Origin of the sequence: Micrococcus sp. KRD070 (assembly GCF_017168435.1) — a bacterium.
Lineage (GTDB): Bacteria > Actinomycetota > Actinomycetes > Actinomycetales > Micrococcaceae > Micrococcus > Micrococcus luteus.
In genome coordinates, this window is sequence record NZ_JABFNH010000002.1 from 71,080 (window position 1) to 82,374 (window position 11,295).

Annotated in this window: 10 protein-coding genes and 1 pseudogene; 10 read left to right on the forward strand and 1 reads right to left on the reverse strand. The window is 76.3% G+C overall.

The window, feature by feature from the left end:
- Positions 1–59: 59 nt before the first annotated feature.
- From J1M38_RS00760 to J1M38_RS00785, 5 genes and pseudogenes are all read left to right on the forward strand, one after another.
- A pseudogene (locus J1M38_RS00760) lies at positions 60–455 on the forward strand (VOC family protein); the annotation flags it as partial.
- 14 nt (positions 456–469) lie between these two features.
- On the forward strand, positions 470–2,734 hold the full coding sequence (locus tag J1M38_RS12205) for a sugar phosphate nucleotidyltransferase (RefSeq protein ID WP_342356189.1): 2,265 nt from the start codon (positions 470–472) through the stop codon (positions 2,732–2,734).
- 46 nt (positions 2,735–2,780) lie between these two features.
- The gene (locus J1M38_RS00775; protein ID WP_206481637.1) at positions 2,781–3,827 is read left to right on the forward strand and encodes a pseudouridine synthase; all 1,047 of its coding nucleotides are present in this window, start codon (positions 2,781–2,783) and stop codon (positions 3,825–3,827) included.
- Positions 3,824–4,429, forward strand: coding sequence for a VTT domain-containing protein (locus tag J1M38_RS00780; RefSeq protein ID WP_206452092.1), 606 nt, complete (start codon positions 3,824–3,826; stop codon positions 4,427–4,429). Before J1M38_RS00775 ends, J1M38_RS00780 begins: the two co-directional genes overlap by 4 nt.
- Positions 4,430–4,431: 2 nt before the next feature.
- Positions 4,432–6,627, forward strand: a complete 2,196-nt coding sequence (locus J1M38_RS00785; RefSeq protein ID WP_206452091.1) for a hypothetical protein — start codon at positions 4,432–4,434, stop codon at positions 6,625–6,627.
- A gap of 12 nt (positions 6,628–6,639) precedes the next feature.
- On the opposite strand, the gene J1M38_RS00790 is transcribed toward J1M38_RS00785, so the two are convergent.
- Positions 6,640–6,963, reverse strand: coding sequence for a hypothetical protein (locus J1M38_RS00790; protein ID WP_036339857.1), 324 nt, complete (start codon positions 6,961–6,963; stop codon positions 6,640–6,642).
- A 125-nt stretch (positions 6,964–7,088) separates the two neighbouring features.
- Between J1M38_RS00790 and J1M38_RS00795 the strand changes: the two genes are divergently transcribed.
- The 5 genes from J1M38_RS00795 to J1M38_RS00815 all read left to right on the forward strand — a co-directional run bounded on the left by J1M38_RS00795 (position 7,089) and on the right by J1M38_RS00815 (position 11,273).
- Positions 7,089–8,216 carry an NADH:flavin oxidoreductase/NADH oxidase gene (locus J1M38_RS00795; RefSeq protein WP_036339859.1) on the forward strand — a complete coding sequence of 376 codons (1,128 nt, stop codon included), beginning with the start codon at positions 7,089–7,091 and terminating at the stop codon, positions 8,214–8,216.
- A gap of 56 nt (positions 8,217–8,272) precedes the next feature.
- The gene (locus J1M38_RS00800) at positions 8,273–8,812 is read left to right on the forward strand and encodes an NUDIX hydrolase family protein (protein ID WP_036316089.1); all 540 of its coding nucleotides are present in this window, start codon (positions 8,273–8,275) and stop codon (positions 8,810–8,812) included.
- 2 nt (positions 8,813–8,814) lie between these two features.
- The gene (locus J1M38_RS00805; RefSeq protein WP_241246372.1) at positions 8,815–9,714 is read left to right on the forward strand and encodes a DUF6707 family protein; all 900 of its coding nucleotides are present in this window, start codon (positions 8,815–8,817) and stop codon (positions 9,712–9,714) included.
- A 117-nt stretch (positions 9,715–9,831) separates the two neighbouring features.
- Entirely contained in the window at positions 9,832–10,404 is a 573-nt protein-coding gene (locus J1M38_RS00810) for a GNAT family N-acetyltransferase (protein WP_206501146.1), read from the forward strand.
- 74 nt (positions 10,405–10,478) lie between these two features.
- The gene (locus tag J1M38_RS00815; protein WP_100059247.1) at positions 10,479–11,273 is read left to right on the forward strand and encodes a glutamine amidotransferase; all 795 of its coding nucleotides are present in this window, start codon (positions 10,479–10,481) and stop codon (positions 11,271–11,273) included.
- Positions 11,274–11,295 lie beyond the last annotated feature (22 nt).

The window sequence follows — 11,295 nt, forward strand, 5'->3', positions numbered from 1 at the left end:
CACGAACGCGGTGAGGTAGGCGTCCATGGCCGCACCCCTCGGATCCCTCCGTCACCCCGTTCCTCCTGTTCGAGGGTGACGCCGGTGCGGCCATGGACGCCTACCTCACCGCGTTCGTGGAATACCTGCCGGTCACCGAGGTCCGCCGCGACCTCTTCGACGACTCCTCCCCGCGCGGCGCCGAATGGGCGGGCAAGGTCCTGCACGGCGAGCTCGAGATCGCCGGCCAGCGGCTGCGGTTCTTCGACTCCTTCACCCCGCACGGGTTCACGTTCACCCCGGCCATCAGCCTGTTCGTCGAGCTGCCGGACGCCACCGCGGTGGACGCCATCCACGACACGCTCCTCGCCGGCGGCGGCCGGGACTTCATGCCGCCCGACGACTACGGCTTCTCCCGCCGCTTCGCATGGGTCGGGGACCGCTTCGGCGTGACCTGGCAGCTCAACGCGGCCTGAGCCGGTGACGGCCCGTGCCTGAAGGCGACTCCCTCGTCCGCGTCGCGCACCGGCTCCGCCCCGTGCTCGAGGGCCGGGTCCTGACGCACGCGGATCTGCGCGTGCCCCGCCACGCCACCGCGGACCTGACCGGCTGGACGGTGGCCGAGGTCCTGCCGCGCGCCAAGTACCTGCTGATGCGGCTGACCCCGCCCACGGCCCGCCCCGGGGCCCGGCCGCTCACCCTGATCTCGCACCTGAAGATGGAGGGGCGCTGGCTCGTCTCGGCCCTCGACGCGCGGTGGGGCGCCCCCGCCTGGCAGGTGCGGGCGGTGCTGGAGACGGCGGAGCACCGCGTGCTCGGCGCCCAGCTGGGCCTGCTCACCCTCGTGCCCACCGCCGACGAGACCACCGTCCTCGGCCACCTCGGCCCCGACCTGCTGGACCCGGCCTGGGACACGCCCGACGACGGCGCCGCCCTGCTCACCGAGGGCGTGCGGCGGCTCACGGCCCGGCCCGAGCGGCCGGTCGGCCTGGCCCTGCTCGACCAGCGGCTCGTCTCCGGGATCGGCAACATCTACCGCTGCGAGACCCTCCTGCTGGCCGGCATCGACCCGCACCGGCCGATCGGCGAGGTCGAGGACCTGGCTCTTATACACATCTCCGAGCCCACGAGACGCGTGGTAATCTCGTATACGCCCCCGCCGCGGGCGCCCGGCGCCGGACCACGGGCGTGCGCCCGAACCCGGCGCGACCCTTCGGGGTCGAGGTGCTGGTCCCGGCCGGTCCGTCACCCGGCACGGCACCCGGCCGAACGCCCGGCACGCGCGGCGGCGGGACGCCGTCGTACTGGGTCTACGGACACGACCGCACCCCGTGCCTGCGCTGCCGCGGCCCCGTCCGCCAGGAGGACTACGGCTCCCCCGAGGACGACGCGCGGCGGCTGTGGTGGTGCCCGCACTGCCAGCGCTGACCCGGACGCGCCCGAACGGTGGCCGCGTCTCGTCCCCGCTCCCTACGCTGAACCCGCCCCGACCCGAGGAGAAGTCATGGCCGACCCGTTCCCCAAGGACCCGGAGGGCGCCGTCGTCGCGCTCGTGCTGGCCGGCGGCACCGGCGGCCGCCTCATGCCGCTCACCGCGGCCCGCGCCAAGCCGATGGTGCCGCTGGCGGGCCAGTACCGGCTGATCGACGTCGTCCTGTCCAACCTGGCCCACTCGCGCCTGCGGGACGTGTGGGTCGTGGAGCAGTACCGCCCCTTCACGCTCAACCAGCACCTGGCCGGCGGCCGGCCGTGGGATCTCGACGGCACCCGCCACGGCCTGCGGCTCCTGCCCCCCGCGCAGGGCCGCGCCGAGGAGGGCTTCGCCCGCGGCAACGGCCACGCGATCGCCCAGCAGCTGCCGCTGCTGGAGCAGTTCGGCGCCGAGACCGTCGTCGTGCTCTCCGCGGACCACCTGTACCAGCTGGACCTGCGCCCCGTGCTGGCCGAGCACGCCCGCTCCGGCGCCGAGCTCACCGTGGTCACCACCGAGACGGACGAGGACCCCTCGCGCTTCGGCGTCGTGCAGGTGGACGACGACGGCGCCGTGACCGACTACGCCTACAAGCCGGAGGACCCGGCGGGCACGCTCGTGGCCACCGAGGTGTTCGTGTTCGACGTCGCCGCGCTCTCCGAGGTGGTCGGCGACCTCGTGGCGGGCGAGGACGAGACGGCCACCAAGGACGAGGGTGAGACCGATGAGGACGGCGACCCCGTGGGCTCCTCCCTCGGCGACTACGGGGAGAGCATCATCCCGGCGTTCGTGGCGCGGGGACGCGTGCGGGAGCACCGCCTCGTCGGGTACTGGCGGGACATCGGCACCCTGGACGCCTTCTTCCGCGCCCACCGCGAGATCCTCGAGGGCACCGGCCTGGACGTCGCCGCCGAAGGCTGGCCGCTGATCACCAACCCCCACCAGGCGCCACCGGCGTGGGTGGCCCCGGACGCCCGCGTCTCCGGCTCGCTGCTCAGCCCGGGCTGCCGGATCGAGGGCGAGGTCTCGGACAGCGTGGTCGGCCCCGGGGTGGTCGTGGCGGCAGGCGCCACGGTGCGCGGCAGCCTCCTGCTCGGCGACTGCGAGGTCCCCGCGGGCGCGGTGCTGGACACCGTGGTGGTCGACGTCGGCGGGGCGGTCCCGGCGCGCGAGGTGACGGGGCGCGCCGCGCCGGCCGAGGAGGTCGTGGTGCTCACCCCGCAGGACCGAGGCCCGGCCGAGGACGAGACCACCGGCTCCGGCCGGCCCGGCCGGTCGGACTGAGCGGCGCCGGTCGGACGCAGCCGCACCGGGCTGGGAGGATGGACCCGTGGCCGTCCCCTCTCCCCTCCCCCCGCGCAACGGCGTCAACGCCACGCGCCTGCGCCTGCCCGCCTCCGGCTGGCCCACCGCGCAGGACTACGTGCTCCACCGGTTCGGTCACGTGGACCCGGAGGGCATCCGCGCGCGCTTCGCCCGCGGCGAGGTCGTGGCGGCGGACGGCACCGCACTGACGCCGACGACGCCGCTGGGCGTCCACGACGACCTCTGGTACTACCGGGACGTCCCCGACGAGACCCCGCTGCCCGTGACGCACACGCTCCTGCACCGCGACGAGCACCTCGTGGTCATCCACAAGCCGCACTTCCTGCCCACCACCCCGGGCGGCCGCTTCGTCCAGGAGACCGCGCTCGTGCGGCTGCGCAACGAGCTCGGCCTCGACGACCTCGTGCCCCTGCACCGGCTCGACCGGGCGACGGCCGGCGTCGTGATGTTCTCCGCGAACCCGGCCACCCGCGGCGCCTACCACCTGCTCTTCGAGCGGCGTGCCGTGGCCAAGACCTACGAGGCCGTGGCGCTCCTGCCGGACGCCCCCGACGACGGCGCCCGCCGCCCCGGTGCCCCGGCCGACCCCGTCCTGGGGCGATTCCCGCTGACCGTGCGCAGCCGGATCCGCAAGGACAAGGGGATCCTGCGCTCCGTGGTGGAGGAGATCCCGCCGGCCGCGTCGGGACGCCGGGCGGGCGCGCCGGTGCGGACCCGGCGGTCGAACCGGCCCCATGTCGGGGCGAACGCGGAGTCCCGGGTGGAGCTGCTGGGCGTCGGCGTCTCCGCCGGGACGCTGGCGGGGCGGCGCGTGGCGCACCTGCGACTCACCCCGCGCACGGGCCGCACCCACCAGCTGCGCATCCACCTGGCCGCCCTGGGCCTGGGCATCGCGTTCGACCCGTTCTACCCGGAGCTGCTCGACCTCGCCCCGGACGACGTCACACGGCCCCTGCAGCTGCTCTCCCGGTCGCTGCGCTTCACGGACCCGGTGACGGGCGAGGAGCGGGAGTTCACCTCCCCCGCCCAGCTGCAGGAGCGACCGCGGTGACGGGCGGGGACCCGGCCGGCCTGCTGGACGCGCTCGGAGTGTGGTTCCACCCGCTCACCGCGCTGCTCGTGGCCCTGGACGCCCCGATCCCGCCCGTCCCGTCGGAGGTGGTGGTCATCGGCTCGGGGGCGCTCGCGGTGGAGGGCCGGGTCTCCCCCGTGGCCGCGGTGCTGGCGGCGTGGCTGGGCTGCTGGGCCGGGGACGTCGGCCTCTACGCGCTGTTCCGCCACGGCCTCGCCGACCGCCTGGACCGCTGGGCGTGGTGGCGGCGGATCCACCGGGGGATCCGGAGCCTGCTGGTGCGGGTGGGCCCGGCGGGCAGCCTGGCGGGGCTGTCCGTGCTGCGGTTCGTCTCGGGCGGACGGACGGCGTCGATGGCGGCGGCCGGGATCGGCGGGATCCGCTGGCCCGTGTTCCTGTGGCTGTCCGGGGCGGGCTCGCTCGCGTGGTCCTCGTCCATGGTGGGGCTCGGCTGGATCACCGGCCGGGCCACCGGCCTGCCGTGGTGGGCGTCCGCGATGGTCGGCATGGTGTTCGGTACCCTTGCAGGGTTGATGATCGCGGGGATCATGGCCCACCGTCGCCGGGGCCGGAAGGGGTGAGCATGCAGGACGCGTCCTCCGAGTCCCGCGCCGCCCTCGAGCGCCTCCGGGGCGCCTCGGCGCCCCGTCCCGACGACGACTCGACGCGTGCTCCCGCCGCGCGCCCTCGCCGCGCCCTGGCCGCGCCCGGGGAGATCTCCCGCCGCGATCTGCGCCGTCACGAGCGCGCCCTGCGCTCGGGCCGACCCGAGACCGCCGCCGAGCGCCGCGTGCGCGAGGACCGCCGCGCGGACGTGCACCGCGCCATGGACCGTCTGCGCACCCCGGGCGCTCCCGCCCAGCAGCGTCCACGCCGCGACCTCAGCGAGATCCTGGACCGCCTCGGCAGCCCGGACCTCGCCCGTTTCACCGACCCGCTCGTCGGCACGGTCGAACGCATCCTCCCCGCCCCGGGCCGGGACCCGGAGAAGGCCGCGGAGGCCGCACGCCGCCGCACTGCGGCCGAGGAGCGCCGGCGGGCCCGCCTCGACGAGGAGGCCCGCCGGGCCCAGGCCGCGCGGGTGGCCCGCCGCCGCCGCGAGGAGGAGAAGCAGCGCCGTCGGCGTGAAGCCGAGCGGCGCCGTCGGGTGGCGGCCGAGGAGAAGGCCCGTGCCGCCGCCGAGGCGGACGCCCGCCGCCGGGAGCGGGAGGAACGGCGCCGCCGGGAGGCGGAGGTCGCCGCCGAGCGCGCCCGCGTGCAGGCGGAGCGGCGGGCCCGCGAGGAGGCCGCGCTCGCCGAGCGGGAGCGGCTCCGGCTCGAGGCGGAGGCGGAGGCGGAGCGCCGTCGGCAGGCGGCCGAGGCCGAACGCCGTCGCCTCGAGGCCGAACGCGTCGAGGCCGAGCGGCGCCGTCGGGCCGAGGAGGCCGAGCGGCGCCGTCGCGAGGCAGAGGAGGCCGCCCGCCGCGAGGCCGAGCGACGTCGTCGCCAGGCCGCCCGCGTCCGCGCCCACACCGTGCTGCACGCCGAACGCGCCCTCGCCCAGGCTCGGCTCCTCGAGGACCGCGCCCGGGAGGCCGAGCGCCGCGCGGCGGAGGACGCCGCCCGCCGCCGCCGCGAGCACGAGGAGCGGGAGTCCCGCGCGCTCGCCCGGGCCGCGCGCGAGCTCGAGGGCCCCGAGGTCTTCCCGGCCGCCGCCGACCGGCCGCTGCTGTCCGACCCGGAAGAGCGGCTCACCGATGAGGAGCTGTTCGCCCGAGCCCGGGTGGCCTTGCCCGAGTGGCGGCGGCGGCAGCGACTCTCCACGAAGGCGCAGGCCGTCCGGGCCGAGGCCATCGCCCACTCCCCGGCGGGGCCGGTCACGGGCGCCCTGCCCCTGATCCCCGGCTACACCCCCGCTCCGCCCGAGGAGCCGGCCGGCTCACCGACCGCTGCGGACCGACGCGGCCAGGCGCTGCTGAGCGTCGTGTGGGCGCTGTTCGTGCTCTCCGGTGCGTGGGGCCTCGGTCTGGCCGGCCGCGTCCCGGGGCTCGCCGCGCTCGACGCCGGCGCGTACCCGCTCACCGCCGACGGCCGACACGGCCCTGGCGCGAGCGTGTTCGGACTGTCCCCGCTGCACCCGGCGATCTGGCCGGTGCTGTGGCTGCTGACCGGCATGTACGTGCTGCGGCAGTGGGGGCGGGGCCAGGGCGCGTCGCCGCGGCACCGCCGCATCCGGGGCGCGGTCGCGGGGACCCTGCTGGCGCTGGCGCTGTGGTTCCCCCTGGCCGTCCTGGCCCCCGGGGGCCTCGACGTCGTCCCGTGGCTGCTCGCCCTCGTCCTCATGCTCCGTGTGGTCCGGCGGCTCGGCGCACGCCCGGCGGCCCGCCGCGTCGCACGGGTGGCCGAGGACGGCGCGCTCGGCGTGCTGCTGGGCACCCTCCTCGCCGGCGCGCCCACCGCGGTGGGCGCCGCCCTCCACGCCTGGGGTGTGCACGTCGGCTGGTTCCCGACCGAGCTGCTCGCCCTGCTGGTGCTGGTGGCCCTGCTGCTGGCGGCCCTGCGCCTCGTGCTCGGGGGGCGCGGCCGCATGGGTGTGGCCCTGGGCATGGCCTGGACCCTGCTCTGCCTCGCCCTGCCCCGCCTGCTGCCCAGCCCGCTCGGGGCGCAGCAGAGCGTGTGGGTGGGTCTCGCGGCCGCCTTCGGGGCGCTGCTGCTGGTCACCGCCGCGGCCGTGCGCCGCTCCTGGGCCCGCCAGATCGAGCGCGACGCCGCCCGCCGGCCGCACCCGGCCGGCGCCTGAGCCCGGCCCCGTTCAGCGCCCGAGCCCAGCGGGCACCGGGACCCACCGGCCGCCGTCGCGCCGGAGCACGTCCAGCCGGCCCGTCACGGCGACGCCGGACACCGCCTCCGCCATCCGCCGCGCCACCTCGGCGGCCTCGGCGTCCTCGCCGGCCCGGTGCGAGCCGGGCACCGTGAAGCGCAGCACGATCCGCGGGACGCGCGCGACGACCTCGATGTCCTTGGCCGCGAGCACGTGCGTGGCCTGGACGGCGGCCTCGGCCAGGTCCATGACCTCTTCGGGCCGGTGGCCGGGCAGGAGGTCGCCGATCTGCAGGCGGGCGCGGTAGGAGGGCATGGGCCCAGGGTAGGGGTGGACGCAGCAGCGGTGACGACTTCTCTCGTCGCACGGGCCGGCCCGCCCTTCCGCCCGCGGCGGACGCGAGCCCTCCCGTGTCCGGACCCGCTCGTAGGGTGGGGTGCATGACTCAGACCGCCACCCCGCAGACCGACGCCCCCGCCGTGCCCGCGATCTTCGAACCGATCGAGATCAACGGCGTGCGCGTGCGCAACCGCCTGATCCTGCCGCCGATGTGCCAGTACTCGTGCGAGGCGCGCGACGGCGTCCCCCACGGCTGGCACTTCCAGCACCTGGGCGCCCGCGCGGCCGGCGGCTTCGGGATCGTGGTGGCCGAGGCCACCGCCGTCACCCCCGAGGGACGCATCTCCGCGTGGGACACCGGCCTGTGGAACGACGAGCAGCGGGACGCGTGGGCGCCGATCGCCGAGTTCATCGCCTCCCAGGGCGCCCTGCCCGCCATCCAGCTCGGCCACGCCGGCGCCAAGGCCTCGACCGTCCCCATGCACCCGGGCGCGCCCGCCGGGCAGCCGATCCTCGAGGGCCCCGACTCCTGGGAGACGCTCTCCCCCTCCGGCGTGGCCACCAACTCCATGGAGATCCGCACCCACGCGATGCGGGTGGACGAGATCCGGGAGACCGTCCAGGCCTTCGCCGACGCCGCCGAGCGCGCCGACCGTGCCGGCTTCGGCGCCGTGCAGCTGCACGCCGCCCACGGCTACCTCATCCACCAGTTCCTCTCGCCGCTGACCAACACCCGGACCGACGAGTACGGCGGGGACTTCGAGGGCCGCACCCGCTTCCTCAAGGAGGTCGTGGCGGCCGTGCGCGAGGTGTGGCCCGCGGACAAGGTCCTCGGCATCCGCATCTCCGGCTCGGACTGGGTCGAGGGCGGCTGGAGCATCGAGGAGACCGTCCGCCTGGCGCAGGAGCTGCAGGGGCAGGTGCACTGGTTCGACCTGTCCTCCGCGGGCATCGGGGACACCTACGAGGGCCCCCAGGGCCCGGGCTATCAGGTGCCGCTGGCCACCGCCGTGAAGGAGGGCACCGAGGGGATCGTGGTGTCCGCCGTCGGTTCGCTGACCGGCGCCGAGGAGGTCGCGGCCGTGGTGGACGAGGACCGCGCCGACGCCGTCTGCGTGGGCCGCGCCGCCCTGGCGAACCCGAACTGGCCGACCGCGGCCGCCCTCGCGCTCGACGTCCCCTCGGAGCAGGTGCCGATGGCCCGGCAGTACTTCCGAGCCAAGTGGTGAGCGGAACACGCGGGACCCGGTGTGCCCCCGGCGCGGAACTCCGGTAGAACAGAACCATGAGCGTGCGCACCCCCGACCCGAATCCGGGCTGGCTGTCCGACGAGGACCTCTACGAGGCCCGGCGCCGGCTGCCCATGGTGTATGTGGAGGCCATCCCGGTGCGGCTGGACTCCCTCGGCTACGTCACCGAGATCGGCCTGCTCTACGTGGCGGACGAGACCGGCACGTTCCAGCGGACGTTCGTCTCCGGACGCGTCCAGTACCGGGAGACCATCCGCGCCGCGCTGATGCGCCACCTGGAGAAGGACCTCGGCCCGCTCGCGTTCCCGCAGCTGCCGCCGTCGGTGGTCCCCTGCACCGTCGCCGAGTACTTCCCGGCGCCGTCCGAGACCGGGCTGACGGACGACCGCCAGCACGCCGTGGCCCTGGTGTACGTGGTGCCGGTGACGGGTGAGTGCCAGCCGCGCCAGAACGCGCTCGAGCTGACCTGGCTCACCCCCGAGGAGGCCCTCGGCGAGGACATCCAGGCCGAGTTCATCGGTGGCCGCGGGGACCTGGTGCGCCAGGCCCTCGCCCACGTGGGATGGGGGCGCTGAGCATGGCACCGGTCGTCGGCGGCTACCTCCGCCATCTGAAGTCCCAGGACGTGCAGCCCGGGGACAGCTTCCTGACCCGCCGCGGCGAGCCCGCCCCGCCCGTGGCCTCGACCCGGGTGATGCGGGACGACTTCGGCACCCCCGCGCTCGTGATCGCCACCCTCGAGGGCGGCCGGGAGGTCAGGATCGCCCACGGCTCCGTGATCCGGGTCCGCACGGACCGCCCGGAGGAGCGCAGGGCCGTCCCGGACACCACCTTCTCCCCCGTGGACGCGGGGTCCCCCGAGGAGCGGATCGTCGCCGTCGGCAAGCGCCACCTCGAGGACACCGAGCTGACCGCCACCGCGGCCCGGCTCTCCCACGGGTTGAACCTGCGCTCCGGCTCCCAGCTGGAGGACGTGTTCGGCATGGCCGAGCGGCTCTACCTGCTGCACGAGGACACCGAGGGCACGCTGGCCACCCTGGGCCTGCTGACGAACCTGCCGTGGGACGGGGCCGTGGGGCGGTGGAAGTCCATCCAGGCCGCGCTGTCCCTGGCGTCGCTGATCCTGCGCGAGGAGGGCGAGCACATCGCCGCCGCCAACCTCGGTCGGCGCCTGCTCGAGGCGGACGAGGTCCCCTCCGAGCCGGGCCGGGCGGCCCGGGTGCTCGAGGTGCGCCAGCGCCAGCTCAACGAGCCGCCGCTCTACGACCGGGAGATCTCCCGCGCCCTGCAGGCCCGCGACGCCGAGGCCGAGTATCAGTGGCGCCGCGCCCGGTTCGACCAGCTGCTGTACCTGCGCGCCCGCGGCGGGTCTGAGACGCTCACTGACGCCGACCTGGATTCCCGGATCGCCCGGGAGCTCGGCACGCTGCGCACCCTCGCCGACGAGCTCGAGGCGAAGGCCGCCACGCGCCGGTGAGGTCCGGCCGCGGGACGGGCGTCGAGGGCCGGCCCCGTCCCCGCTGACACGCCCTCCGGGGTGCGGCTCGTGTGGCACACCTCACTTCCCAGCCCCAGTCGGGGCTGTGCTCCCGGCATGACCGGCCCCGCACCCGCCCAGCTCCGCCCCCTCCGCGCCACGGGCACGCCCGCCGTCCTGGCGGCCTTCCACGCGGGCACCGTCGGCATGGCCGACCCCGCAGAGGTCACCGACGACGCCTCCGCCCGCGCCTACGTCGACGGACTGGTCCAGGCGGAGGGGACGGACGCCGTCGCCGTGGTGGAGCGCGGGACGGACACGCTGATCGGCCTGGTCGCCGTCGTGCGCGACGAGGCGCACGGCACCGGCGCGCTCACCGCCTGGCTGCATCAGGGCTGGCGCGGGGACGCGATCATGTCGCGTGCGGCGACCACCGTGGCGGGCGCCGAACTGGCCGAGGGCGACCTCGAGCGGATCGAACTGGCCCACCGGGCGGACAGCCCGACGGCGGGGGCCGTCGCCCGGGCCGCCGGGCTCCGTCACGAAGGCACGCAGCGCGGCCGCCTCCGCGCGGGCGGGCGGCGGCTCGACGTGCACCTCTACGGCCGGCTGGCCGCGGACCCGCTGCCCGAGGAACGCGTCCGTCCCCTGCCGTGGGCCTCCGACGCCCGCCCCTGGGCCGACCGCTGACCGCGACCCGCCCCCGACGACGCCCCGCGACGCCGTCACGCCCTCCCGGCCCGATGCCCCGCTAGTCTGCCGAGATGACCACCCCGACCGGCGCCGTCCCGAGCCCGCATCCGCGGCCGTTCCTCCTCGTCCAGACGCGCCCCGAAGACGACGCCGCGGCCGCCGAGGTCGAGGCCGTCCAGCGACTGGGCGGCTATCCGGAGGGCCGGCTGCGGGTGCTGCGCCTGGACCGCGTCGTGCAGCGCCCGGACGTGGCCACGCACGGCCTGGACTGGGAGGCGGAGCTCGCGGACGTCGCCGCCGTGATCCTGCCCGGCAGCCCGTTCACGGGCACCGATCCCGAGGAGACCAAGTCCCCCGTGCAGCGCGCCGTGGAGGCGGAGCTGGGCCGGATGCTCGACGTCGTCCGGCGCCGCGACCTGCCGTTCCTCGGCTGCTGCTACGGCGTCGGCACACTGGGCCGGCACGCCGGCGGCGTCGTGGACAACGCGTACGGCGAATCGGCCGCGCCCGTCGAGGTCACGCTCACCGACGAGGGTGCCGCGGATCCGTTGCTGGCCGGGGTCCCGCGCACGTTCGCGGCGTACGTCGGCCACAAGGAGGCGATGAGCGCGCTGCCGCCCGGCGCGGTGCTGCTCGCCGAGGGCGCCGACTGCCCCGTGCAGATGTTCCGGCTCGGCACCCGCCAGTACGCCACCCAGTTCCACCCGGAGCTGGACCAGGCCGGGATCCTCGAGCGCCTTGAGATCTACCGCGAGCACGGGTACTTCGCGCCGGGCGAGTACGAGCCCACGGTGGCGGGGCTGGCCGCCGTCGACCCCGAGCACCCCCGCCGGATCCTGGCGAACTTCCGCACGCTGTTCGGGTGAGCCCGCCCGGCGCGAAGTACCC